Here is a 24,241-nt window from a genome sequence, read left to right on the forward strand (position 1 = left end):
AAACAATGATGCAGATCGAAAACAAGGTTTTTCTCGTCACCGGCGGCGCATCTGGCCTCGGTGCCGCCACCGCTGAAATGCTGGTGGCTGCCGGCGCTAAGGTGATGCTGGTGGACATGAACGCCGAAGCCGTTGCGGCCCAGGCTGAGCGTCTCGGCGCACACAGCGTCGTGGCCGACATCAGCAACGAAGCCGCTGCCGAAGCCGCCGTCGCCGCGACGGTGAAAGCCTTCGGTGGCCTGCACGGTCTAGTGAACTGCGCCGGCATCGTCCGTGGCGAGAAGATTCTCGGCAAAACCGGCCCGCACGCCTTGGTCAGTTTCAGCCAGGTGATCAACGTCAATTTGATCGGCAGCTTCAACATGCTGCGCCTGGCCGCAGCAGCCATCGCCGAAACCGAAGCGGACGCTGATGGCGAACGCGGCGTGATCATCAACACTGCTTCGGCAGCAGCTTACGACGGCCAGATCGGCCAGGCGGCGTATGCCGCGTCCAAAGGCGCGATTGTCAGTCTGACCTTACCCGCCGCCCGTGAACTGGCGCGCTTCGGCATCCGTGTGATGACCATCGCGCCGGGCATCTTCGAAACCCCGATGATGGCCGGCATGACCCCGGAAGTCCGCGCGTCCCTGGCCGCTGGGGTACCGTTCCCGCCGCGTCTGGGCAAGCCGGGCGAGTATGCCGCGCTGGTCAGGCATATCATTGAAAACAGCATGCTCAACGGCGAGGTGATCCGTCTCGACGGTGCCTTGCGTATGGCCGCCAAGTAAGGAGGATTTTTCATGAGCCTTTCCAACGATCCGATTGTTATTGTCAGCGCCGTCCGCACCCCGATGGGCGGCTTTCAGGGCGAACTGAAAAGCCTGACCGCGCCGCAGCTCGGCGCCGCCGCGATCAAGGCTGCGGTTGAACGCGCCGGTGTCGCCTCAGATGCCGTCGACGAAGTCCTGTTCGGTTGCGTGTTGCCCGCCGGCCTCGGCCAGGCGCCTGCGCGTCAGGCAGCACTGGGCGCCGGGCTGGATAAATCGACCCGTTGCACCACCGTAAACAAAATGTGCGGTTCCGGCATGGAGACCACCATCCTCGCCCATGACATGCTCGTCGCCGGCAGTGCCGACGTGGTGATCTCCGGCGGCATGGAAAGTATGTCCAACGCGCCATACCTGCTGGACCGCGCCCGTAGCGGTTATCGCATGGGTCATGGCCGGGTGCTGGATTCGATGTTCCTTGATGGTCTGGAGGATGCCTACGACAAGGGCCGCCTGATGGGGACCTTCGCCGAAGATTGCGCCGAGGCCAACGGTTTCACCCGTGAAGCCCAGGATACGTTTGCCATCGCTTCGACGACTCGCGCCCAACAAGCGATCAAGGACGGCAGCTTCAAGGCTGAAATCGTGCCGCTGACCGTCACCGTCGGCAAAGAACAAGTGCTGATCAGCCACGACGAACAGCCACCGAAAGCCAAACTCGACAAGATCGCCTCGCTGAAACCGGCGTTCCGCGAGGGCGGTACGGTGACAGCGGCCAACTCCAGCTCGATCTCCGACGGCGCGGCGGCACTGGTGTTGATGCGTCGATCCGAAGCGCAGAAACGCGGCCTCAAGCCATTGGCGGTGATTCACGGCCACGCGGCGTTTGCCGATACACCGGGCCTGTTCCCGGTGGCGCCGGTGGGGGCGATCAAGAAACTGATGAAGAAAACTGGCTGGTCCCTGGACGAAGTCGAGTTGTTTGAGGTGAACGAAGCGTTCGCCGTGGTCAGTCTGGTGACCATGTCCAAACTGGAAATCCCCCATGAGAAGGTCAACGTTCACGGCGGCGCTTGCGCCTTGGGCCACCCGATTGGTGCGTCCGGCGCGAGAATTCTCGTGACCTTGCTCTCGGCCCTGCGCCAGAAAGGCCAGAAGCGCGGCGTTGCAGCGATCTGCATTGGCGGCGGTGAAGCGACGGCCATGGCCGTGGAATGCCTGTATTGAGACTGACGCTATCCCCATGTGGGAGCGGGCTTGCTCGCGAAGAGGCCGTGTCAGTCGACTTAAATGCTGAATGACACACCGCATTCGCGAGCAAGCCCGCCCCCACAGGTCCGGCGTTTCAACCAGGCATTTTGTGCGAAAGGCTCATATTTAAGGATTTGCCATGATTCCCAATGACGAACAACTGCAGATCAGCGAAGCGGCCCGGCAATTCGCCCAGGAACGGCTGAAACCGTTCGCCGCCGAATGGGACCGCGAGCATCGCTTCCCGAAAGAAGCCATCGGCGAAATGGCCGAGCTGGGCTTCTTCGGCATGTTGGTGCCGGAAGAGTGGGGCGGTTGCGACACCGGTTACCTGGCCTACGCCATGGCCCTGGAAGAAATCGCCGCGGGCGACGGCGCGTGCTCGACGATCATGAGCGTGCACAACTCGGTGGGTTGCGTGCCGATCCTCAAGTACGGCACCGACGATCAGAAAGAACGCTTCCTCAAACCACTGGCCAGCGGTTCGATGCTCGGCGCCTTTGCCTTGACCGAACCGCAAGCAGGTTCCGACGCCAGCGGCCTGAAAACCCGCGCCCGGCTGGAAGGCGATCACTACGTACTCAACGGCTGCAAACAGTTCATCACCTCCGGGCAGAACGCCGGGGTGGTGATTGTCTTCGCCGTAACTGACCCGAGCGCCGGTAAACGCGGGATCACCGCGCTGATCGTGCCCACTGATTCGCCGGGCTACAAAGTCGCGCGGGTCGAGGACAAACTCGGGCAGCACGCCTCCGACACTTGCCAGATCCTCTTTGAAGACGTGAAGGTCCCAGTGGCCAACCGCTTGGGCGAGGAGGGCGAAGGTTACCGAATCGCCCTGGCCAACCTCGAAGGCGGACGCGTAGGCATCGCTTCGCAATCGGTGGGCATGGCCCGCGCCGCGTTTGAAGCGGCCCGTGACTACGCCCGCGAGCGCGAGAGTTTCGGCAAGCCGATCATCGAACACCAAGCTGTCGCGTTCCGTCTGGCGGACATGGCGACCCAAATCGCCGTCGCCCGGCAGATGGTGCATTACGCTGCCGCGCTGCGTGACAGCGGCAAACCGGCCTTGGTCGAAGCTTCGATGGCCAAGCTGTTTGCCTCGGAAATGGCCGAGAAGGTTTGCTCCGCCGCGTTGCAAACCCTCGGCGGTTACGGTTACCTGAACGACTTCCCGCTGGAGCGGATCTACCGCGACGTACGGGTGTGCCAGATCTACGAAGGCACCAGCGATATTCAGCGCATGGTTATTTCGCGCAATCTTTGAGAAGACCCCCCGTAGGAGCTGCCGCAGGCTGCGATCTTTTGACGTTGATTTTAAAAAGCGAGATCAAAAGATCGCAGCCTCGTTTCACTCGGCAGCTCCTACAGGGGATCGAGCCTTATGCAAAACAGGAGTTATTTATGAGTTACGAAACGATTTTGCTGGAAACCCACGGTCGTGTAGGCCTGATTACCCTCAACCGTCCGCAAGCCTTGAACGCGTTGAACGCGCAGATTGTCAGCGAGCTGAACCACGCCCTCGATGGCCTGGAAGCTGATTCGAACATCGGCTGCATCGTGCTGACCGGCTCGAAAAAGCCTTCGCCGCTGGTGCCGACATCAAGGAAATGGCCGAGCTGACCTACCCGCAGATCTATCTCGACGACCTGTTCAGCGACAGCGATCGTGTGGCTAACCGCCGCAAGCCGATCATCGCCGCCGTCAACGGCTTCGCCCTCGGTGGTGGCTGTGAACTGGCGCTGATGTGCGACTTCATCCTGGCCGGCGATAACGCCAGATTTGGCCAACCGGAAATCAACCTCGGCGTGCTGCCGGGCATGGGCGGCACCCAGCGCCTGACCCGCGCCGTGGGCAAAGCCAAGGCCATGGAAATGTGCCTCAGCGGCCGCTTGATCGATGCGGTGGAAGCGGAGCGTTGCGGGATTGTCGCGCGGATCGTGCCGGCGGATGAGTTGCTGGAAGAAGCGCTGAAAGTCGCGACGCTGATTGCCAAGAAGTCGCTGCCGATTGCGATGATGGTCAAGGAAAGCGTGAACCGGGCGTTTGAAGTCAGCCTGTCAGAAGGTGTGCGCTTTGAGCGTCGGGTGTTCCATGCGGCATTTGCGACGCAGGATCAGAAGGAAGGGATGGCGGCGTTTATTGCCAAGCGTGAGGCGGAGTTCGTCGGAAAGTAGTTCGGCGTATCCAATGACGCCATCGCGAGCAAGCTCGCTCCCACATTTGGTCTCTGGTGGACACAGCATTTGTGAACACCAGAGAACCCTGTGGGAGCGAGCTTGCTCGCGATGTTTTTAGGGCTTCACACCAAGTAGTTTTTCAACTCCCGGGCAATCACCATCCGCTGTATCTCGCTCGACCCTTCATAAATCTGCGTAATCCGCGCATCCCGGTAGTAACGCTCCACCGGGTAATCCTCCAAATATCCATATCCGCCATGAATCTGCATCGCCGAAGAACAGACTTTCTCGGCCATTTCCGATGCAAACAATTTGGCCTGTGAGGCCTCCGACAGACACGGTTTGCCGGCACTGCGCAACCGCGCAGCGTGCAGGATCAGCAAGCGTGCGGCGTTCAACCGCGTGTGCATGTCCGCCAGCATATTGGCGATGCTCTGGTGCTCGTTGATCGGTTTGCCGAACTGCACCCGATCCCGGGAGTAGGCCAGCGCCGCTTCAAATGCTGCACGGGCGATGCCCAACGCTTGCGCGGCGATGCCGATGCGGCCGCCTTCGAGGTTGGAGAGGGCGATGGCCAGGCCTTTGCCGCGATCACCCAGCAGGTTGGCTTCTGGGATGGTGCAGTTGCTCAGGGTTACTGCGCAGGTATCGGAAGCGCGAATGCCCATTTTGTGTTCGGTGCGATCAACGATAAAACCAGCGGTGTCGGTCGGCACGAGGAACGCCGAGATGCCTTTCTTGCCCAGGTCCGGATCAGTCACCGCAAACACAATCGCCAGTTTCGCCCGCTTGCCATTGCTGACGAACTGCTTGGCGCCATTGATCACCCACTGGCCATCCCGCAGTTCGGCGCGGGTGCGCAGGTTGTGGGCTTCGGAACCGGCTTGCGGTTCGGTGAGGCAGAAGCAGCCGATGGCTTGACCGCTGGCCAGGTCCGGCAGCCAGGTTTTTTCTGTGCTTCAGTGCCGTAATTCAGCACCGGCCCGCAACCCACCGAGTTGTGAATGCTCATCAACGCGCCAGTAGCGCCGTCGCCAGCCGAAATCTCTTCCACGGCCAAGGCGTAGGCGACGTAATCGACATAGGTGCCGCCCCATTCCTCGGGCACGACCATGCCCAGTAGACCCAGCTCCCCCATCTTCGCCACCAGACCGTCATCGATCCAGCCAGCCTTTTCCCAGGCTTGTGCGTGGGGCGCGATTTCGCCACGGGCAAAGTCCCGGGCCATATCGCGGATCATCACTTGCTCTTCGCTCAATTCAATATCGTGCATGGCTCAGCTCCCGCTCTGCTCAAAACCTGTGAAGAAACTCTCGACGTGCTCGGCGTGCAGCGCCTGCAGGGTCGGCGGGTTCCAGCGCGGGTTCTTGTCTTTGTCGATCAACAAGGCGCGCACGCCTTCGATCAGGTCGCCACGCTCGAACCACTGGCGGTCCAGGTGCAGTTCAAGGGCGAAGCATTGTTCAAGGCTCAAGTGGCGGCCGCGACGGAGCATTTCCAGGGTCACGCCCATGGCCAGCGGCGAACGGCTTTCCAGAAGATCGGCGGTGGTTTTCGCCCATTCGTGACTGTCGGCGACGGTCACTTCGCGTAGTTGTTCCACCATACTCGCCACGTCCGGCAGGGCGAAGAAGTGGTCGATGGCCGGGCGCAGCGCAATCAATGGCGCGTCAGGCAGTTGCTGCGCGGCGAGCTTGGCCAGCACACCTTGCAGGTCCTTGAGCGGTGTTTCGTGCCATTCGAGATGATCGAGTTGTTCGTCCAGGGTGCCGAGTTTATCGCTTTCCAGGTGCCAGTCGGCCAAGCCGCAATACAGCGCATCGGCGGCGCGGATCTGCACGCCGCTGACACCGAGGTATATCCCCAGTTCGCCAGGAATGCGGGGCAGGAAGTAGCTGCCGCCAACGTCCGGGAAGTAACCGATGGCCACTTCCGGCATCGCCAGGCGACTGCGCTCGGTCACCACCCGCATATCCGCGCCTTGCACCAGGCCCATGCCGCCGCCCAGTACAAAGCCGTCCATCAAGGCCAGGACCGGTTTGCAATAGTTGTGGATAGCGAGGTCGAGGGCGTATTCCTCGACGAAGAAGTCTTCGTGCAGGCTGTCGCCGTTTTTGTAGCTGTCGTACAGCGAGCGGATATCGCCGCCGGCGCAGAAGGCTTTCTCCCCGGCGCCGCGCAGCACCACCGCGTTGACCTGTGAATCCTCGGCCCAGGCGTCGAGCTGATTCTGCAGGCGGCGGACCATGTCCAGGGTGAGGGCGTTGAGGCCGGCGGGGCGATTGAGGGTCAGGTGACCGATGTGGTTGCGAACCTCGGCCAGCACTTCGTTTGCCGTGGCGTCCCTGGCTTGAGCCTGCGGAGATGGAACCTGAGCAGTCATCGATAACTCCCTGCTTTTATTGTTCTTTATAGAGAAGCTCGCGCGCGAGCGATGCTGGATCGTATCAGTGCAAATTTGTGATGTACAACCGGCATACGTGCAGGTCCCGTCTGCATTTTTGCAATGCCGGTGATGAATGTGCGCGCCAATACGCCCGCCGGTGACCTTCGCGACCGAATCGGCTGTGTGAACAGCTCAAACAGCGCAAGCGGGGTGTCTGCGCCGGCCCTTACGACACCAGCAGCCAATCGTCTGTTGGCATTCTGGCTGCGGGTTTGAAGCCGTCTGTGCCGAGGGTTTCAGGCCGGGTGCCGGCTGCGGGGCACCCTGTGCAAAACAATAAGAACGCTGTTGCGGTGCGAGCCGCATCGACTCTCTGTTCCTGCCCATAAAGGTAGCCGGGTTCGCCAGGCTGCGATAACTCCAAACAAATCGGGACTCAAGAAGATGAAAACTGGATGGCTGACCTTATCGGTATTGGCTTTGCTGTGCTGCACCACCGGCGCCAACGCCAAAGAATGGAAAGAGCTGCGCTTCGGCGTCAACCCAAGCTACCCACCGTTTGAATCGACCACCGCTGATGGCGGCGTGCAAGGCTTTGGCGTGGATCTGGGCAATGCAATCTGCGCCGAACTTAAGTTGACCTGCGTCTGGGTCAGCAATGACTTCGACGGGCTGATCCCGGCACTGAAGGCCGGCAAGTTCGACGCCATCGAATCGTCAATGACCGTCACCGAAGCGCGCAAGAAACAGATCGACTTCACCGATCGTCTGTACGCCGGCCCGACCGCCATCGTCACCCGCAAGGATTCCGGCTTGCTGCCGACCGCCGAGTCGCTGCACGGCAAAACCATTGGTTACATGCAAGGCACCATCCAGGAAACCTACGCCCGAGCCAAACTGGCGCCTGGCGGCGTGAAACTGCGCGCTTATCAGAATCAGGATCAGGTCTACGCCGACCTGGTGTTCGGGCGCCTAGACGCGTCGATCCAGGACAAGATGCAAGCGCAAATGAGCTTCCTGAATTCACCTCAAGGCGCTGACTTCAAGAACAGTGAAGGCATCAGCGATCCGCTGGTGCCGTCGGACATCGCCATTGGCATCCGCAAGGACAACGAAGAACTCAAAGGCATGCTCAATGCCGCCATCAAGGCCCTGCACGAAAAGGGCATCTACGCACAGATCCAGCAGAAGCACTTCGGCGATCTGGACCTCTACAACAACTGATCCTCGCGCCCCGAGCGCTGTGCCGCGGTAACCGGCACAGCGTTTCAACGTGGGCGCCTCAAGACAGGTGACTGGCGTGAATTCCTTCCTGAATCTGATCGGGCTCGATGTTTCGGCCCTGCAAGGCTATGGCCCATTGTTGCTGCACGGCACCTGGGTCACCCTGAAATTATCGGCGCTGTCGCTGTTGGTGAGCATGGCGCTGGGCCTGCTCGGCGCGGCGGCCAAGCTGTCGCCGCTCAAGCTGTTGAACCTGCCGGCGACGTTCTACACGACGCTGATCCGTGGCGTGCCTGACCTGGTACTGATGCTGTTGATTTTCTACAGCCTGCAAGGCTGGCTGAGCAGCCTGACCGAAGCGATGGGCTGGCCGTACATGGAAATCGACCCGTTCGTGGCCGGGATCGTCACCCTCGGTTTTATCTACGGCGCGTATTTTACCGAGACCTTTCGCGGCGCAATCCTCAGCGTGCCTCGTGGCCAGCAGGAGGCTGCGGCGTGTTTCGGTTTGAACCGCTGGCAGCGTTTCCGCTTTGTGGTGTTCCCGCAAATGATGCGGTTCGCCTTGCCGAGCCTGGGCAACAACTGGCTGGTACTGCTCAAAGCCACCGCGCTGGTGTCTATCATCGGTTTGTCGGACCTGGTCAAAGTCGCCCAAGAGGCGGGCAAGAGCACCTTCAACATGCTCGATTTCCTGCTGCTGGCGGCGGCGCTGTACTTGCTGATCACCAGCGCCTCGAACTATGTCCTGCGGGTGCTGGAGCGCCGCTATAACCAAGGCGTGCGGGGGATGGCGCGATGATCGAATTGATTGCCGAATACTGGAAACCCTTCCTGTTCAGCGATGGCTACAGCCTGACCGGGTTGGCCATGACCTTGTGGTTGCTGGTGGCGAGCATCGTGATGGGGTTCTTCCTGTCGTTGCCGCTGGCGATTCTGCGCACCTCGCGCTGGGGCCTGTTGCGCTGGCCGGTTCAACTGTTCACTTACGTGTTTCGCGGCACGCCGCTGTATATCCAGTTGCTGATTTGCTACAGCGGGATCTACGGCATCGCGGTGGTGCGTTCGCAACCGTTGCTCGAAGCGTTTTTCCGCGACGCGATGAATTGCACTTTGCTGGCGTTCACCCTCAACACCTGCGCCTACACCGTGGAGATTTTCGCCGGGGCGATCCGCAGCATTCCCTACGGTGAAATCGAGGCCGCCCACGCCTATGGCTTGAGTGGCTGGCGCTTGTATCTGCGGCTGATCCTGCCCTCGGCGTTGCGTCGGGCGCTGCCGTATTACAGCAACGAAGTGATCCTGATGTTGCACGCTACGTCGGTGGCGTTCACCGCGACCATCCCGGACATCCTCAAAATCGCTCGGGATGCAAATGCCGCGACCTTCATGACCTTTCAGGCATTCGGCATCGCCGGGTTGCTGTACCTCGCGATGTCGTTCGGCCTGGTCGGGGCGTTTCGCCTGGCGGAAAAGCGCTGGCTGAACTTCCTCGGTCCCGCTCACTAATTTATTTGTCCAGAGCTGCGCCGTAACAGGCGCGGTGGCAGGAGAGGTTTGCATGAACAAATTGACGGTCGAAAACCTGTTTAAACGCTTCGGTGACAATGAAGTGCTCAAGGGCGTCTCGTTGAAGGCCAAGGCAGGGGACGTGGTGAGCATGATCGGCGCCAGCGGTTCGGGCAAAAGCACCATGCTGCGCTGCATCAACTTTCTGGAGCGGGCGGACGAAGGCGCCATCGAACTCGACGGCGAACGCATCGTTACTCGCCCCGGCATCGGTGGCATGCGCGTCGCCAATCCGGCACAGTTGCAGCGCTTGCGCACGCGTCTGGCCATGGTGTTCCAGCATTTCAATTTGTGGAGCCACCTGACCGTGCTGGAGAACATCATCCTGGCGCCGTGCCGGGTGCTCGGGATCAGCCGCAAAGCCGCCGAAGAAAGTGCCCGGGCCTATCTGGACAAGGTTGGCTTGCCGCAACGAGTCGCCGATCAATACCCGGCGTTTCTCTCCGGCGGCCAGCAGCAACGGGTGGCGATTGCCCGCGCGCTGGCGGTGGAACCGGAGATTCTATTGTTCGACGAGCCGACCTCGGCACTCGACCCGGAACTGGTGGGCGAAGTGCTCAAGGTGATTCAGGCGCTGGCCGAAGAAGGCCGGACGATGTTGATGGTGACCCACGAAATGGGCTTTGCCCGGCAGGTGTCCACCCAAGTGTTGTTCTTGCACCAGGGACGGGTTGAAGAGCAGGGTGATGCGACTATCCTCGATCAACCCAGCAGCGAACGTTTACAGCAATTTTTATCAGGCCGTTTGAAGTGAGAGACGTACATGGCGGATATCCGCGATCTGTCGATCGTGCTTGATCGTATCGATCAAGCCATTATCGAAGTGCTGCGCCACGAAGGGCGCATCACCTATCAAAAGCTTTCCGAGCGCGTGCACCTGACCCCCAGGCCTTGCCTGGAACGGGTGCGCAAACTTGAACAGCTCGGGGTTATTCGCGGGTACGGGGCGATTCTCGACGAAAAGAAGCTGACACCGGGGCTGTCGCTGCTGGTGTTGGTGGCGTTGTCGAACCAGAGCGGGCGGGCAGCGCAAAAGGCTTTTGAAGCCAAGGTTCGTGCGTGTCCGCAAGTGCTGGAGTGTCGGTTGATCAGCGGCGCGTTTGATTACAGCCTGCGCATGCGCTGCCGGGACATGGAGCATTACCGGGTGCTGACCGAGGTCTGGTTTGATGATCCGGATCTGCACATCGACAAGTTGGTGAGCCATCCGGAATTGGCGATGGTCAAGACCACGATGGAGTAAGCACCAAACGACACACAACCTGTGGGAGCGGGCTTGCTCGCGAAGGCGTCATGTCAGTCAACATTGATGTTGGATGACACACCGCTTTCGCGAGCAAGCCCGCTCCCACATTGGTTTGGTGGGGTTCCGGATACCCGTATTTTCAGGATTCCCGACCCTCGCCGAATCGGCTGCCCCATCCAAAATCTTCAGCCGTTTCCATCACCCGCAACCCCCTTATCAACCGGGTTTTCCCGCCTCCGAAACAGACAATGAGCCTCTCTCAACCCTCATTGAATCTGTGCCCATGCAAACCACCAATACCGTTTTGATGATTCGCCCGACACGTTTCTCCTTCAATCAGGACACGGCGGCGAACAACCGTTTCCAGCGCCCGGCGGCAGTGGCCGAAGACGTCCAGCTCAAGGCCCTGCAAGAATTCGATGGCTATGTCGCCGCACTGCGCGGGCACGGCGTTGAAGTGTTGGTGCACAACGACGCCGAAGCGCCGCACACCCCGGATTCGATCTTCCCCAACAATTGGTGGAGCAGCCACCCCGACGGCACGCTGGTGCTGTACCCGATGCAGGGCCACAACCGGCGGCTGGAGCGGGACAAAGGTGTGCTCGACTGGTTGCGGGATGAGTACCGGGTGGAACAGCTCCTCGACTTGTCCAGCCTTGAACAGCAGGAAGTGTTCCTCGAAGGCACCGGCAGCATGGTGCTGGATCGTCAGCAACGGATTTGCTACGCCGGTTACTCCACCCGCACCCACGCCAAAGCGTTGGATCAGGTAGTCAGTCATCTGGGTTACGAGCTGTGCGCGTTCAACGCGATGGACCGTCAGGGCGTCGCGATTTACCACACCAACGTGATGATGAGCGTCGGCACACGCCTGGCCATCGCCTGCCTGGCGTCGGTCACCAATCCCGGCGAACGCCTGGCCCTGCGTAAACGTCTGGAAGACAGCGGCAAGCAAGTCATCGCTCTCGATTGGGCGCAGCTGGAATCCTTCGCCGGCAACATGCTGGAAGTCCACAACGCGGCGGGCGAGCCGGTGCTGGTGATGTCGCGCACCGCCTGGCAGTCGCTGGATAGCGCTCAACAGCGTTTGATCGAAACCCACACCACGCCGCTACCGGTAAACATCGACACCATCGAACGCATCGGTGGCGGCAGTGCGCGCTGCATGTTGGCCGAGGTTTTCCTGCCCAAACAACGAGCACTCAAGGAGCACCAGCGATGATCGTCCGTCCCGCCACACCTAACGATTTACCGGAACTCCTGGCGCTGGCCCATAGCGCCGGCACTGGTTTGACCACGTTGCCCGCCGACGCCGCACGCTTGCGCCAACGCCTGGAATGGGCGGCGAAAACCTTTGCCGGCGACGCTGAGCGCGCCGATGCCGATTACCTGTTTGTGCTGGAAAACGATGCGCACGAAGCGATCGGCATCTGCGCCCTGGCCGGTGCCGTCGGGCTGCGCGAGCCTTGGTACAACTATCGTCTGGGGTTGTTTGTGGCGGCCTCGAAAAACTCGGGATCAATCAGCAGATGCCGACGCTGTTCCTGGGCAACGACATGACCGGCCATTCGGAACTGTGTTCGCTGTTCCTGCACGCCGATCATCGCAGCGGACTCAATGGCCGTTTGCTGTCCAAGGCGCGGTTTCTGTTTCTGGCGGAGTTTCGTGAGAAGTTTGGCGACAAGGTCATCGCCGAGATGCGCGGTTACTCGGACGACGAGGGCGTTTCACCGTTCTGGGAAGGCTTGGGGCGGCACTTTTTCAAGATGGATTTTGCCGACGCCGACTACCTGACCGGGCTGGGTAACAAGACCTTTATCGCTGAGCTGATGCCCAAGTTCCCGTTGCCGACCTGTCTGCTGCCGGAAGAGGCGCGCTCGGTGATTGGTCGGGTGCATCCGAACACCGAACCGGCGCTGGGCATGCTCAAGGCCGAAGGGTTTGAGCATCGGGACTACATCGACATCTTTGACGGCGGGCCGTTGATTGAATGCGCCACCGGGGATATTCGGGCGGTGCGCGATAGCCAGGTGCTGCAACTGAGCATCGGCACGCCGGGGGAGCAAGCGGCGACTTATTTGATTCACAATCGCCAGTTTGCTGACTGCCGGATTACTGCGGCTGCGGCGCGGGTGGCGGCAGGGACGTTGATTGTGGATGCGCAGACGGCTAAGGCGCTGGGGTTGGGTGTGGGAAGTTCGGTGCGGGCGGTGAGTCTGGCGGTGCCGGTGCAGCAACAATCGGCAGCCTGACCGGTTTTTTGGCCCGACACCGTACATGTGGGAGCGGGCTTGCTCGCGAAGGGGCCGTGTCAGTCAACAATGATGCAACATGACACACCGCTTTCGCGAGCAAGCCCGCTCCCACATGGGGTTCTGTGTTGTGTCAGGTTCTGCTGCTGAGCACTTCACCAATGCTGCGCCGCTTGGCATGCAGCTCACTGGCATGGATCAGCTGTTCAAGGTCTTGTGGCGTGACGTCGATGAAGGCCTCCATCTCCGCCAACGCCCGTTGTAAATCCTCGGCGGTGATGGCCTGGCTGTCGGCCGACGGCATGACCGGTTCAGGCTCGGCGGGTCGTTTGGGATAGCGAATGAGCGTCAAGTTGTTGTACGCCAGCGCGCTGAGCAGCATCGCCGAGGCGCCGAGCATCACCGGGCCGAGGGCTTTCCAGTCCAGGGCGATGGTTGCCGGGTCGGCCAACACCAACAGCAGCGCCAACGCTCCGGCCGGGGGATGCAGGCAACGCAGCCAACACATCAACATCAACGCCATACCCGCTGCCAGGCACGCGCTGCCCAAAGTTCGCCCGAGCACATGAGCGACCAGCAGTGAAATCACCCCGGCGCTCAAGTAACCACCCAAAATCGACCAGGGCTGGGCGAGGGCGCCGGAAGATACGGCGAACAACAACACCGCCGACGCACCCAACGGACCGACCAAGTGCTGCGCCACTTCAATGCCGAATACCTGGCTGCACAGCCAGACGCTGAACAGCGTGCCCAGGGACATACCGATGGCTGCGCGGCTCCATTCCGAGGGGCGGGTGTTGATGGCGGCGGGTAACCAGCGAGCAAGCATGATGACAATCGATCCGTTGACAAAACCCTTGGCCCAAAAACATGAGCCAAAAAAGGCTTAGCTGGGAAACCCAGAAAGCCCTTGAAGTTGTTCCAACTATTGGGGGAGGAACGGGCACAGTGTGCCGTTCATTCCTGATGCTGACAAATTCATATTAATGCAGCTTCAGTGCATTATTTTTGCAGTATTGCCACCCGCCGGCCCGCCATGAAGCACAGGGTTCCGCCCATCGCGGTCAATGCGCAGAGGGCGTAGAACATTGTCGGCGCCGGGGTGTGCATTAACAGGTAGCCACAAATCACCGGGCTCAAGGCACCGCCCAACGCCGCGAGGTTTTGCGCGCCGTAGTAACTGCCGCGCAGTTCTTCCGGGGCCAGGGTGTCGACGAAGAGGAATTCCGCCGGGTAAATGATCATTTCACCGAGGGTGAAAATGAACATCGCCACACACCAGCTCACCAGACCGTCGGCCAGGCTGAAACCGATCAAACCCAAAATGAACAAGCCGGTGCCGCCAGCAATCCAGTAGCGCAGTTGCTCACGTTTGAGGAAGCGGCCGATCTGGTATTGCAGCAGGATCACGCTGATAGCGTTGCAGGCGAGCAGGGCGGCCATGGTTTCCAGGGCGCGCTTGGAGTCATGGGTCACCAGCAGGTATTGCGACAGGTACAAGGTGAAACGGCCATGGACCACGGTGCTGAACAGGCAGCCGCAGGTGAACATGATCAAGGTGCGGTCGTTTTTGAGGGTGGTCAGGGTCTTGAGAAAGCTCTGGGGCTGGCCGAGGGTAGTTGTCTGCGCCGGGTCTTTCGGAATCCCGCTCATCAAGAAGATACTGAAGAACGCGATGCCGCCAGCAATCAGGAACGGTGCAATCGGATACACCCCGGCGATCACCACACCGAGCATCGGCCCGGTGGCGTAGCCGATATTGGTCAAGGTGTAGCGCAGGGAAAACGCCTTGGCCCGTTGGCCCATGGGCAGGTTTTCGCTGAGGATCGCTTTTGAGCCGATCAGAAATAATGCGGAGGCGGTTTCGGTGATCACCAGGGTCGCGGTGGTCAGGTACAGGTTCTGGGCGAAGGTCAGCAGCACGAAGCCGATGGCGCTGGAGAGCATGGCCAGGATCAACAGCCGACGCTTTTCCAGACGGTCGATAATGTAACCGCCGTAAAGGGCGAGCAGGGTGGCGATGAACACCGCGATGCCCAGCAGCAGACCAACGTCCTGTTGGTTGAGACCGAGTTTGTTGCTCAGAAATAGTGTGAGCAACGGGCTGGTGATGGCGCGGCTGACGACGATGGTCAGCGAGCAAATCATCAACCGGCGGATAACGAGCGAGTAAGTGGCCACGGTGGTGCAAATGTCCTTATTCAGATGTTAACGAGGTGTCGCCGCCAATCGCGAGCAGGTTCAAGCAACGCCTTTCTCATGTCAGCCACCGATCAAGCAGGCAAACCGATTCCAACTCTTCAACCCGCCACAACTGCTCAAGCAATTCTTCAGCCTGGTGCCGCGACATCACTCGCTCAGCCAGACTGAAAAACTTCTCCTCCAGCGCCCCATCACTCAACGGATTCCCCGGCGCCCCCAACGGCACCTCAACACACAGGCTCGCCTGCCGACCGTCCACGGTCCGCACGCTCACGACGGGCTCGCCATCCTCTGACAGTTGCGAGTCCACTTCAAGCCGGATACGCGACATCCAGTGCGCCATTCGTGGGTCGCTGCGTTGAGCCTCGTCATACGCTTCCAACCGGCAATGCCCCAGGACCAGCCGCGCCGCAAGCGCATACCGCAAACTCATCTGCGCTGCCGCCAGACTGGCGACTTCCTGCCCGCCGCACATGTCCTGCAAAAACCCGCACAGCGACACCTGAATGTCTTCGACTTGATCAGCGCTGACCTGCAACTGCGCCAGCAACAGCCCCAGCGCATCAATCGCCGAGTGCGTCCCGCGGCACGCCGCGTAAGGCTTGATCGAGCAGCGGGCGAGTTTCCATACCCGGCCCAAGTCAGCGTCCAGCGCCTCAGGCACGGCGGTATTACCCGCTAGCGTCTTGAGAAATCCACCCCAGACGTCTTCAAACAACTTCGTCGGCCCGGTGATGCCGCACTGGGCAAAGCGTGCGGCCAGCAAACCACCTTCGGCCGCTCGACCACTGTGGAGTTTTTTGCTTTGCGAGCCGTCATGAATGAACGCCCAAAGTCCGCCGCTGAAGCTGCCGGCGATACCAAGTGCTGACAAGGTTTGTGCCGCATCGAGGCCGAGAATCCGTGCACTCGCCGCCGCTGCACCGAACACGCCGCAGGTTGCTGTGGAGTGCCAGCCAGCGCCGTTATGCGCCGAGTAGCTGCCGCAGGCTTCCAGCACCCGACGGCCGATTTCATAGCCAATGACCACGGCGGTGATGAACTCCCGGCCGCTGACGATTCTTTCCGACATCGACACTGCTGCCATGATTGCCGGCAGCACGACGGCGCCGGAATGATCGCAGCCACCGGTATCGTCCAGTTCCAGGGCATGGGCGGCGATGCCATTGAGCATCGCCGCCTGCGCAGCACCGACCCGCCAATCGGTGCCCCAGACCGGCGTGTTGCCGGTTTCACCTTCAAACACTGCCCGTGCCTGTTTCGCCACTTCACTGCCAGCCCCGGCCAGGGTCGCGCCGAAGGTATCGAGAATATGCCGCTTGGCTCGCTCCACCAGCGCCACCGGCAAATCCTCAAATCGCGTATCGACACAAAACTGCGCCAGGTGCTCCATTCGAAGCACCCCACTGTAGGAGCTGCCGAAGGCTGCGATCTCTTGATCTTGCTCGCTCATACCCCGTAATCCCGATAATGCCGCTCGTAAACAGCCGCCGGGTGATCTTCGGCCACAGCCGCCGCCGAATCCGCCCACCACTTCGATACTTCGCCCGCCGTGGCGATCCAAACGTCGTTGTGCTGCTGAATCCCTTCCAGCAACTCGCGCAACACGCCGATGCGTCCTGGCGTTGCGATGATTTCCGGGTGCAGTCGCAGTACGTAACACAGGCCGAATCGGTGAAACCCGGCGAAGTCCATTTGCAGGTTGCCCAGGGTATGGCTGTAGGAGGCGATTCGCGATTGCGCCGGTGGCACGGCCGGGCTGAGGTTGAAGGCGAAGTAAGGTTCGTCTTCCAGTTCGTAATGCAGCGGCAACTCGATCACCTCGGGCGCCGTAGGGTGAGAGAACGGCAAATCATCGCCTCGCCACGACGAAGACCAGCGGATACCTTGATCCCGCAACGCCTCGATAAACCCCGGCGCACCGTTGCCGGCCGGGATGCGAAACCCGGTCGGCCGTTGGCCGGTCAGCGTGGTCAAGGCTTCGCAGCCCTTGGCGATCTCGGCGCTTTGCTCGGCCAGGGAAAGATTGTCGTAGTTCTGATGGCGATACCCGGCACAGGCAATCTCATGTCCACCGGCCTGGATCGCCCGAATATGCTCGGGGTTTTCCTCGGCGACGATGCCGGGAATGCACCAGCTACTGGTGACGCCGAGTTCTGCGAACAACCCGAGCAAACGGTCGACGCCGCGTTGGCTGCCGTACCGCCAGACGGACAGGGTCTTGTCACGCCCGGCGACCTCCGGAGCCTGGGTCAGGATGCCGTGGATGTCGTTGTAATCGACGGTCAATACGACGGCGCAGCGATAGCCGTCGGGCCAGGCTGTGGAATCAACCATGGTGATGCTCCTTCAGCCACCACTGGGCGACATCGCGGCAGGTGGCGAACCACACGTCATCGCGCTGGCGCATGTGGTCGAAGAGTTTTTCCAGCAACAGGATGCGTCCCGGTTTGCCGGTGATTTTGGGGTGGAACAGGGTGGTCAGGCACAGCCCTTCGTTCATGGCGCCGTCGTATTCGCGGCGCCAGTTGTCCAGGGTCAGCTCGTAGCTTGCGGTGCGGTCCAGCCCGGAAGGGAAGTCCGGCGCACGGGTGTAGGCGAGGGAGGCGTAGTCGTCCATTTCCCAACGGCCGGGGATTTCCACCAGCGGTGTGTCGAAGCCGGGAACATTGACGAGGTACGGGCGGTCATCGCCGCGCATGCTGCTGGAATAGGTCACGCCGGCCTCCACCAGCATCGCCGGGGTTTCGGCGCGCCAGTCGCCGGACGGCGTGCGAAAACCTTCGGCGCGGATGTTCAGGTGCTTCCAGAACACCTCGCGGGATTTCTTCATCACGTCCTTTTGCTGATCCAGCGTCAGGGCGTAAAAGGATTCGTGTTTGTAGCCGTGGTACGCCACCTCATGCCCGCGCTCGACAATCGCCTGGCACTGTTTCGGCCAGTTCTCCACGACCCAGGCCGGGACGAAGAACGTTGTCGGGATCTGGAACGCGTCGAGCAAATCGAGGATTCGCGGCAGGGCGCGGTAGGGCCCGTACCCGCCGAAGCCAAAGTACTCGGGCTTGTGCCAGATCGAGCCGTTAAGCATCGCATCGCCGGTGGGGCCATCGAGGTCGAAGGCCAGGGCGAGACAGGCTTTGTGCTGGTCGGGCCAGGTGGGTTGGGGTGAGGAGGACATCTTTGCGCTCCAACAATTTATAAGTAAACGACGAACCCTGTGGGAGCGAGGCTTGCCCGCGAAGGCGGTGTGTCAGTCAACGGCGATGTTGGATGTGACGGCCTCTTCGCGGGCAAGCCTCGCTCCTACAGGGCAAGCATCCATCCCTTGCAGGTTTATTTGCCGGCGTTGATGGTCACCGTTTTGATCGCACCCAGTTCCAGGTCCCATTTCTTCAGGATGGTCTGGTAGCTGCCGTCATCGATCATGCTCTGCAACGCCACTTTCACCGCTTCACTCAGCTCAGGCTTTTTCTTGCTCAAACCCATGCCGGAGAACTGCACGGAAATCGGTTGGCCTACGGTTTTGTAGGTGTCCTTTTCCTGAGTCTTCAGGTACGACAAGGTCTCGCTACCCTGCATCGCCGCATCGATCCGGCTCTGACGCAGTTGCGCACGGGCATCCGCCGAGCCCTCAGTGCCGACCACCACAATCGCCGGTTTGCCGGCTGCTTCACAGTGAGCCTTGCTGTATTCAGCAATCTCCGCCGGGAAGGTGGTGCGTCGGCTGGTGCCGACTTTCTTGCCACACAGGTCGGTGATCTCGTTGGTGTCCTTGTTTTTCTGCAAGGTGTAGAACTGCGGGCCGCTGGTGAAGTAGTCGACGAAGGTCACGCTGGCCTGACGTTCGACAGTGTCGGTCATCCCCGACAGGACCATGTCGACGCGGTCAGTGGTCAGCGCGTTGATCATTTGCTCGAAGCCGGTTTCCTGCCATTTGATCTTCACGCCCAGGCGCTCGGCCAGGGCGTTGCCCAGGTCGTAGTCCAAACCGGTCAGGGTGTTGGTGGCCGGGTCTTTGAAATCCATCGGCGGATAGTTCGGCATGATCGCTACGACGATCTCGCCCTTGGCCTTGATGCTGGCCGGCAACTCGGCGGCAAACGTGACGCTGGAAGCCATCAGGCCGGCGAGTACTGCTGGAATAACGAAATTCTTCATGGTCGTTCTCTTATGAGTGTTGTGAGGCGGCTCTTGTTTTCCAAGCACGGCACCTAGGTTCGAACGGCAGAAATGAAGCTTTGGGTGCGCGGGTTTTGTGGGCTTATTAGTATTTCTTCGGGGCTTCCAGCCTCCACGATCTGCCCGCCGTCCATAAACACCATGCGGTTGGAAACCTCGCGAGCGAAGCCCAGTTCATGGGTGACGACGATCATGGTCATGCCGGTTTGCGCCAGATCGCGCATCACCGACAGCACCTCACCGACCAGTTCCGGGTCGAGTGCCGAAGTGGGTTCATCGAACAGCATCAGCTTGGGCCGCATCGCCAGGGCGCGGGCAATCGCCACCCGTTGCTGCTGGCCGCCAGAGAGTTCAATCGGGTAGCTGTTGCGTTTGTCGGCCAGGCCGACGCGGGCCAGTAATTCCAAAGCTTCTTCGTGCGCTTCTTTGGGCGAGCGCTTGAGCACCTGGCACGGGCCTTCGATGATGTTTTGCAGCACAGTCATGTGCGGGAACAGGTTGAAGCGCTGGAACACCATGCCGGTGGCCAGGCGTTGCCGGGCGATCTGCGATTCGTTGAGCTCGTGCAGTTTGTTGCCGACCACGCGGTAACCCACCAGCTCGCCGTCGACCCAGAGGCCGCCCTTATCAATTTTCTCAAGCTGATTGACGCAGCGCAGCAAGGTGCTTTTGCCCGAGCCGGACGGGCCGATGATGCACAGCACTTCGCCTTGCTCGACTTCGATGTTGATGTCCTTGAGCGCGTGGTACTGGTCGTAATATTTGTTCAGGCTCACAGCCTTGACGATGCTTCTCATGTCGGATTCCTCAAGAACGCTTGCCGGCGCCGCGAGCGAAACGACGCTCCAGACGGCTTTGACCAAAGGACAGAACGGTGACGGCGGCCAGGTACCAGATACCGGCGACGATCAGCAACTCCATGACCCGGGCGTTGGCGTAGTAGATGTTCTGGGCGTTGTAGAGCAGTTCCGAGTACTGGATGACGCTCGCCAGCGAGGTCATTTTCACCATGCCGATGAACTCGTTGCCGACTGGCGGAATGATGATCCGCATGGCTTGCGGCAAGATGATCCGGCGTAGCGCCTGCAAGCGCGGCATGCCGATCGACTTGGCGGCTTCGTACTGGCCGGTGTCCACCGACAACAGGCCGGCGCGCACCACTTCAGCGGTGTAGGCGCCCTGGTTGATGCTCAAGCCGAGCAGGGCGGCCACGAACGGCGTCATCAGGCTCACGGTGTCGAGTTCAAACAGGCCAGGGATTCCGATGGTAGGAAAAATCAGCGCCAGGTTGAACCACAACAGCAGTTGCAGGATCAGCGGCGTACCGCGGAACAGCCAGGTGTAGGTCACCGCCACGTAGCGCAGGATCGGGTTGGCCGACATGCGCATAATCGCAGTAATCACCCCGAAGACGATGCCCAGCGCCATTGCCAACACTGCCATGACGATGGTGTTGAACAAACCCCACATAATCGCCTGCGAGGTGACGAACTGGCCGATGTAGGACCATTCGATCTTGCCTTCGGCAAAGGCGCGGACCAGGCCGAGAATGGCGATGACGATCACGGTGGCGAAGAAAATCCGCCCGTAATAGCGCCGTGGCACATGGTGGTACTGGGTGATATCGAACTGGTTGTCCGCCAGTTTGCGCTCCGCCTGGAGTCGTTCTGCCTGAGTCTGGCTCATGATGTTTCTCCGTACACTGGTATTTCAGATCGGCACGATCACTGTGGGAGCGAGCAAGCTCGCTCCCACAGGTGCTTCGTCTTGGCTTAAAGACGAAAGCCCTGATAGCTCTCGGTCCACTGCTGCTGGGCGGCGAGGGCGGTTTTCAAGCGACCGATCTGCTCGCGCACCTGTTGCGGCGCGGTGCCGCCCCAGCCACTGCGTGCAGCGATGGCGGCTTCCAGCGTCAGGCTGTCGCGCACTTCCGGGGTCAGGCGTGGATCAATCTCGGCCAGCAGCGCCGGGGAGGCTTCCCACAATTCGATGTCGTGTTTCTCACAGGCCTGGACCAGCGCGCCGGTGATTTCATGGGCTTCCTTGAACGGCACGCCGCGCATGGCCAGCCAGTCGGCGACTTCGGTAGCGAGGGTGAAGCCCAATGGCGCCTGGCGCCGCAGTTCTTCAACGTTGACCTTCATGGTCGCGACCATCCCCGCCATGGCCGGCAGTACCAGCAGCAGGGTGTCGACGCTGTCGAGCACACCGTTTTTGTCCTCCTGCAGGTCGCGGTTGTACGCGAGCGGGAGACCCTTGAGGGTCGTGAGCAGGCCGGTGAGGTTGCCGATCATGCGACCGGACTTGCCGCGGGCGAGTTCGGCGATGTCGGGGTTCTTCTTCTGCGGCATGATCGAACTGCCCGTGGCGTAGGCATCGTCCAGTGCGACCCAGCGAAATTGCCGTGACGACCACAGGCAAAACTCTTCGGCGAGGCGGGAAATGTTGATCCCGAGCATGCTGGCGATAAACAGGAATTCCGCGACGTGGTCACGACTGGCTACAGCGTCGATGGAGTTTTCGCACACGCCGCTGTAGCCCATTTCCTTCGCGGACTGCTGCGGCAGGCGAGCGATGGCGGAACCGGCCATGGCCGCCGCGCCGAGTGGCGACAGCGAGGTGCGCACGTCCCAGTCCACCAGGCGTTGTACGTCACGCAGCATCGATTGGGCGTGAGCCAGCAAGTGGTGAGCGAAAACGATCGGTTGCGCCTGCTGCAAGTGGGTGAAACCCGGGCAGATGCTTTCGATGTGTTGTTCTGCCTGATCCACCAGCGCTTGCTGCAAGGCCAACACTTCAACGGCCAGGGTGCGGACGTGATCACGCAGAAACAGGCGCAGGTCGTTGGCGGTCTGGTCGTTACGCGAGCGGCCAGCACGCAGCTTGCCGCCAAGGGCGCCGAGGCGTTCGGTCAGCAGGCGTTCGATGAAGGTGTGGACGTCTTCATCGTCCAGGGTCGGGGCGATGCTGCCGGCGCGGAAGTCAGCGCCGATCTGATCCAGAGCGCCAAGCATGGTCTGGGTTTCTTGCTCGCTCAACAGACCGGCGCGTTGCAGTTCCCCGGCATGCGCCTTGGAACCGGCCAGGTCGTATGGGGTGAGGCGAAAGTAGCGCTCAGGACAACGGGACAGGGCCGCCAGGGCTTCGGACGGGCCGCTTTTGAAGCGAGCACCCCAGAGACGGTCGGTGGTTTGAGACATTGTTATTTTCCTCGTCGGTAAAGCGAACTGAATACGGTCTGTAAAGCCCTGAACACTCGCCGGAAATTATTCGGGCGTGGTTAGGCCAAAGCAGTTTTCAAGAGGGCAGTTTCATCGTTACGAGAGCTGATCGAAGTGTCAGCTTTTAATGGTGCGGAATCAGTGAGTTGGCACTCAGGTACGGAATTTATTAGCGGTTGCCAAGCCTGGTTTTCTGTGTTCATTATTATTAGCCAGCGTTATTTTTGTTGTTGGACACAGAGTGTTGAATAGGGCGTCAGAGGTAAATAAGCATTATGGAAACCCCACTTTCCAATTCCGGAAACCCGCCGCCAAAACCGCCTCATCGGGCACCGTTGGCGCTCAGTGGTCTGGACTTTAAATTGCTCAAAGTGTTTAAGGCCGTGGTCGAGGCCGGCGGCTTCAGCGCCGCCCAGAACGAGCTGAATGTGGGCCTGGCAGCCATCAGCAAACAGATCTCCGACCTTGAGATTCGCATCGGCATGCGCCTTTGCACCCGCGGTCGAGAGGGGTTTCACCTGACCGAAGAAGGGCGTCTGGTGTATCAGGCGTCAATTGATTTATTTGCCTCGGTCGATAACTTTCGTGATCGCCTTAGTTCTGCGCAGAATGAACTGATTGGCGACTTTGGTGTAGGGGTTATTGATAACACCATCTCCGATCCTAATTCGCCGTTAGTTGCAGCGCTTAGACGAATTAATGAGGAGTCGCCGAGAGTAAGGTTTCAAATTCAAGCTTCGCAACTGGATGAAGTTGAACGTGGCGTAGTGGAGGGAAGACTAGTCGCGGGGATCGTGCCGGTTTATCAACGACGGGAGGAGTTCGATTACTACGCGCTGTATGAAGAACGCTCCGAGGTTTACTGCGCGGTCGGGCATCCGTTGTTCTCAGTGCCAGAGGCGGAGATCGGCACCAATGTGCTCAAGGACTACGAGTGCATCAACCACCGTTACGCGATACACCGCGACAAACTGAATTTCGCCCACTACGACAGCTTTTCAGCCTCGGCGACCCAGGTGGAAGCTGTAGCGCTGCTGGTCAAGACCGGCCGTTTTGTGGGCTTCTTGCCGCAACATTACGCTCTAAACCTGGTGGCCCAAGGACAGTTTCGGGCGGTCCGCCCGGACCTGATCAGCATCGTGACGCCGTTCAATCTGATCCTGCGGCACAACACTGTACGCAGCCCGCTGGTCAAGGCGTTTGCCCTGGCGCTGGGGGTCGATTTAAAGGTGCCGGCCTGAGGATTAAACACATTGCGCAACGCCGTTCGGCAGGCAAATCGTGGGCGACTTCGTTGCTCAATACCGCCGTTAAACGTGAGTCCAGATATGCGTGGCTTAGTGTTTCAAAGCCCAAGCGTTGATAAAACGCTTCATTCCACGGCAGGTCGCGAAACGTGGTCAGGGTCAGACCGTAGAGTTCTCGTTTTCGCGAACATTCAATCGCCGTCAGAAGTAACTTTCGACCAATACCCTGGCCCTGAAAGTGTTGGCTGACAGACAGTTCCTGAATATGCAGTTGGTTGTCGACTTCAATGGCGCTGAGAAACCCCGTAAGTGCGCCATCGGCGGATTGCGCGACCCAAACATCTGCGGTTTCTATGGCGTGCAGGTGTTGTTGTGTGTCTGTGACCGAAGCGTCGGCTAACCAGGCGAGTGCAGGGTCGGCGCGAAACAACGCCGCTGCCGAACGCTCGATGGCGGGGAGGGAGTCTGCGTCGGTGGGTTGGGCACGGCGGAGGGTGATGATGTTCATGCGGGCATGATAAATGCGTAGGAGTTG

General features: G+C 60.2%; 21 protein-coding genes and 3 pseudogenes. 12 read left to right on the forward strand and 12 right to left on the reverse strand.

Annotation, left to right across the window (positions count from 1 at the left end; all coding sequences use genetic code 11):
* The first annotated feature begins 8 nt into the window (after positions 1–8).
* The 4 genes and pseudogenes from RHM58_RS24795 (at position 9) to RHM58_RS24810 (ending at position 4,177) form a co-directional block, all read left to right on the forward strand.
* Positions 9–770 carry an SDR family NAD(P)-dependent oxidoreductase gene (locus tag RHM58_RS24795; RefSeq protein WP_201257225.1) on the forward strand — a complete coding sequence of 254 codons (762 nt, stop codon included), beginning with the start codon at positions 9–11 and terminating at the stop codon, positions 768–770.
* A gap of 12 nt (positions 771–782) precedes the next feature.
* Complete coding sequence (locus RHM58_RS24800) at positions 783–1,976, forward strand: acetyl-CoA C-acyltransferase (RefSeq protein ID WP_322268430.1); 1,194 nt, start codon at positions 783–785, stop codon at positions 1,974–1,976.
* A 163-nt stretch (positions 1,977–2,139) separates the two neighbouring features.
* Positions 2,140–3,267 carry an acyl-CoA dehydrogenase gene (locus tag RHM58_RS24805; RefSeq protein ID WP_322268431.1) on the forward strand — a complete coding sequence of 376 codons (1,128 nt, stop codon included), beginning with the start codon at positions 2,140–2,142 and terminating at the stop codon, positions 3,265–3,267.
* 137 nt (positions 3,268–3,404) lie between these two features.
* Positions 3,405–4,177: pseudogene (locus RHM58_RS24810) on the forward strand (enoyl-CoA hydratase).
* 125 nt (positions 4,178–4,302) lie between these two features.
* On the opposite strand, the pseudogene RHM58_RS24815 reads toward RHM58_RS24810, so the two are convergent.
* Together RHM58_RS24815 and RHM58_RS24820 are read right to left on the reverse strand one after the other, a co-directional pair.
* Positions 4,303–5,453: pseudogene (locus tag RHM58_RS24815) on the reverse strand (acyl-CoA dehydrogenase family protein).
* A gap of 3 nt (positions 5,454–5,456) precedes the next feature.
* Complete coding sequence (locus tag RHM58_RS24820; protein ID WP_322268432.1) at positions 5,457–6,563, reverse strand: enoyl-CoA hydratase/isomerase family protein; 1,107 nt, start codon at positions 6,561–6,563, stop codon at positions 5,457–5,459.
* A 447-nt stretch (positions 6,564–7,010) separates the two neighbouring features.
* On the opposite strand from RHM58_RS24820, the gene RHM58_RS24825 reads away from it, so the two are divergent.
* From RHM58_RS24825 to astA, 7 genes and pseudogenes are all read left to right on the forward strand, one after another.
* Positions 7,011–7,790, forward strand: a complete 780-nt coding sequence (locus RHM58_RS24825; protein WP_322268433.1) for a transporter substrate-binding domain-containing protein — start codon at positions 7,011–7,013, stop codon at positions 7,788–7,790.
* A gap of 76 nt (positions 7,791–7,866) precedes the next feature.
* The gene (locus RHM58_RS24830) at positions 7,867–8,592 is read left to right on the forward strand and encodes an ABC transporter permease (RefSeq protein ID WP_201257229.1); all 726 of its coding nucleotides are present in this window, start codon (positions 7,867–7,869) and stop codon (positions 8,590–8,592) included.
* The gene (locus tag RHM58_RS24835) at positions 8,589–9,299 is read left to right on the forward strand and encodes an ABC transporter permease (protein ID WP_201257230.1); all 711 of its coding nucleotides are present in this window, start codon (positions 8,589–8,591) and stop codon (positions 9,297–9,299) included. Before RHM58_RS24830 ends, RHM58_RS24835 begins: the two co-directional genes overlap by 4 nt.
* A gap of 52 nt (positions 9,300–9,351) precedes the next feature.
* Positions 9,352–10,113 (forward strand): ABC transporter ATP-binding protein, encoded by a 762-nt coding sequence (locus tag RHM58_RS24840; RefSeq protein WP_201257231.1) that lies wholly within the window; start codon positions 9,352–9,354, stop codon positions 10,111–10,113.
* A 9-nt stretch (positions 10,114–10,122) separates the two neighbouring features.
* A complete protein-coding gene (locus RHM58_RS24845) occupies positions 10,123–10,602 on the forward strand; it encodes an Lrp/AsnC family transcriptional regulator (RefSeq protein ID WP_007974731.1) in 480 nt (159 codons plus the stop codon).
* Positions 10,603–10,888: 286 nt separating this feature from the next.
* Complete coding sequence (gene ctlX, locus RHM58_RS24850; protein WP_201257232.1) at positions 10,889–11,827, forward strand: citrulline utilization hydrolase CtlX; 939 nt, start codon at positions 10,889–10,891, stop codon at positions 11,825–11,827.
* Positions 11,824–12,857, forward strand: a pseudogene (gene astA, locus RHM58_RS24855) (arginine N-succinyltransferase). Before ctlX ends, astA begins: the two are co-directional and overlap by 4 nt.
* A 133-nt stretch (positions 12,858–12,990) precedes the next feature.
* Here the strand turns inward: astA and RHM58_RS24860 are convergent.
* The 9 genes from RHM58_RS24860 to argH form a co-directional block, all read right to left on the reverse strand.
* Complete coding sequence (locus RHM58_RS24860) at positions 12,991–13,686, reverse strand: HPP family protein (protein WP_322268435.1); 696 nt, start codon at positions 13,684–13,686, stop codon at positions 12,991–12,993.
* Between the two features lie 173 nt (positions 13,687–13,859).
* Positions 13,860–15,038 carry an MFS transporter gene (locus RHM58_RS24865; RefSeq protein ID WP_201203732.1) on the reverse strand — a complete coding sequence of 393 codons (1,179 nt, stop codon included), beginning with the start codon at positions 15,036–15,038 and terminating at the stop codon, positions 13,860–13,862.
* Positions 15,039–15,114: 76 nt separating this feature from the next.
* Entirely contained in the window at positions 15,115–16,512 is a 1,398-nt protein-coding gene (locus RHM58_RS24870; RefSeq protein ID WP_322268436.1) for an MmgE/PrpD family protein, read from the reverse strand.
* Complete coding sequence (locus RHM58_RS24875; RefSeq protein WP_201254959.1) at positions 16,509–17,396, reverse strand: polysaccharide deacetylase family protein; 888 nt, start codon at positions 17,394–17,396, stop codon at positions 16,509–16,511. The genes RHM58_RS24870 and RHM58_RS24875 overlap by 4 nt, the downstream gene beginning before the upstream one ends.
* Positions 17,389–18,237 carry a polysaccharide deacetylase family protein gene (locus tag RHM58_RS24880; protein ID WP_201254960.1) on the reverse strand — a complete coding sequence of 283 codons (849 nt, stop codon included), beginning with the start codon at positions 18,235–18,237 and terminating at the stop codon, positions 17,389–17,391. The genes RHM58_RS24875 and RHM58_RS24880 overlap by 8 nt, the downstream gene beginning before the upstream one ends.
* Positions 18,238–18,392: 155 nt before the next feature.
* Positions 18,393–19,217, reverse strand: coding sequence for an ABC transporter substrate-binding protein (locus RHM58_RS24885; RefSeq protein WP_201254961.1), 825 nt, complete (start codon positions 19,215–19,217; stop codon positions 18,393–18,395).
* A gap of 53 nt (positions 19,218–19,270) precedes the next feature.
* Positions 19,271–20,035: an amino acid ABC transporter ATP-binding protein gene (locus tag RHM58_RS24890; RefSeq protein WP_127647236.1), complete on the reverse strand. Its 765-nt coding sequence runs from the start codon at positions 20,033–20,035 to the stop codon at positions 19,271–19,273.
* 10 nt (positions 20,036–20,045) lie between these two features.
* Entirely contained in the window at positions 20,046–20,924 is an 879-nt protein-coding gene (locus tag RHM58_RS24895; RefSeq protein WP_201254963.1) for an amino acid ABC transporter permease, read from the reverse strand.
* 86 nt (positions 20,925–21,010) lie between these two features.
* The gene (gene argH, locus RHM58_RS24900; RefSeq protein WP_322268437.1) at positions 21,011–22,438 is read right to left on the reverse strand and encodes an argininosuccinate lyase; all 1,428 of its coding nucleotides are present in this window, start codon (positions 22,436–22,438) and stop codon (positions 21,011–21,013) included.
* Positions 22,439–22,734: 296 nt separating this feature from the next.
* Between argH and RHM58_RS24905 the strand changes: the two genes are divergently transcribed.
* The gene (locus tag RHM58_RS24905) at positions 22,735–23,700 is read left to right on the forward strand and encodes a LysR family transcriptional regulator (protein ID WP_322268438.1); all 966 of its coding nucleotides are present in this window, start codon (positions 22,735–22,737) and stop codon (positions 23,698–23,700) included.
* Here the strand turns inward: RHM58_RS24905 and RHM58_RS24910 are convergent.
* Positions 23,651–24,214, reverse strand: coding sequence for a GNAT family N-acetyltransferase (locus tag RHM58_RS24910; RefSeq protein ID WP_322268439.1), 564 nt, complete (start codon positions 24,212–24,214; stop codon positions 23,651–23,653). The two genes, RHM58_RS24905 and RHM58_RS24910, sit on opposite strands and share 50 nt — an antisense overlap.
* Positions 24,215–24,241: the final 27 nt, after the last annotated feature.

It is taken from the genome of Pseudomonas sp. 10S4 (genome assembly GCF_034344865.1).
GTDB lineage: Bacteria > Pseudomonadota > Gammaproteobacteria > Pseudomonadales > Pseudomonadaceae > Aquipseudomonas.

Coding starts and splice junctions, on each gene's coding strand:
- RHM58_RS24835 (WP_201257230.1), top strand. CDS start 8,589: ATGATCGAATTGATTGCCGAATACTGGAAACCCTTCCTGTTCAGCGAT.
- RHM58_RS24845 (WP_007974731.1), top strand. CDS start 10,123: ATGGCGGATATCCGCGATCTGTCGATCGTGCTTGATCGTATCGATCAA.
- RHM58_RS24860 (WP_322268435.1), bottom strand. CDS start 13,686: ATGCTTGCTCGCTGGTTACCCGCCGCCATCAACACCCGCCCCTCGGAA.
- RHM58_RS24800 (WP_322268430.1), top strand. CDS start 783: ATGAGCCTTTCCAACGATCCGATTGTTATTGTCAGCGCCGTCCGCACC.
- RHM58_RS24905 (WP_322268438.1), top strand. CDS start 22,735: ATGGAAACCCCACTTTCCAATTCCGGAAACCCGCCGCCAAAACCGCCT.
- RHM58_RS24880 (WP_201254960.1), bottom strand. CDS start 18,237: ATGTCCTCCTCACCCCAACCCACCTGGCCCGACCAGCACAAAGCCTGT.
- RHM58_RS24910 (WP_322268439.1), bottom strand. CDS start 24,214: ATGAACATCATCACCCTCCGCCGTGCCCAACCCACCGACGCAGACTCC.
- RHM58_RS24885 (WP_201254961.1), bottom strand. CDS start 19,217: ATGAAGAATTTCGTTATTCCAGCAGTACTCGCCGGCCTGATGGCTTCC.
- RHM58_RS24870 (WP_322268436.1), bottom strand. CDS start 16,512: ATGAGCGAGCAAGATCAAGAGATCGCAGCCTTCGGCAGCTCCTACAGT.
- RHM58_RS24820 (WP_322268432.1), bottom strand. CDS start 6,563: ATGACTGCTCAGGTTCCATCTCCGCAGGCTCAAGCCAGGGACGCCACG.
- RHM58_RS24895 (WP_201254963.1), bottom strand. CDS start 20,924: ATGAGCCAGACTCAGGCAGAACGACTCCAGGCGGAGCGCAAACTGGCG.
- ctlX (WP_201257232.1), top strand. CDS start 10,889: ATGCAAACCACCAATACCGTTTTGATGATTCGCCCGACACGTTTCTCC.
- argH (WP_322268437.1), bottom strand. CDS start 22,438: ATGTCTCAAACCACCGACCGTCTCTGGGGTGCTCGCTTCAAAAGCGGC.
- RHM58_RS24840 (WP_201257231.1), top strand. CDS start 9,352: ATGAACAAATTGACGGTCGAAAACCTGTTTAAACGCTTCGGTGACAAT.
- RHM58_RS24875 (WP_201254959.1), bottom strand. CDS start 17,396: ATGGTTGATTCCACAGCCTGGCCCGACGGCTATCGCTGCGCCGTCGTA.
- RHM58_RS24805 (WP_322268431.1), top strand. CDS start 2,140: ATGATTCCCAATGACGAACAACTGCAGATCAGCGAAGCGGCCCGGCAA.
- RHM58_RS24795 (WP_201257225.1), top strand. CDS start 9: ATGCAGATCGAAAACAAGGTTTTTCTCGTCACCGGCGGCGCATCTGGC.
- RHM58_RS24890 (WP_127647236.1), bottom strand. CDS start 20,035: ATGAGAAGCATCGTCAAGGCTGTGAGCCTGAACAAATATTACGACCAG.
- RHM58_RS24825 (WP_322268433.1), top strand. CDS start 7,011: ATGAAAACTGGATGGCTGACCTTATCGGTATTGGCTTTGCTGTGCTGC.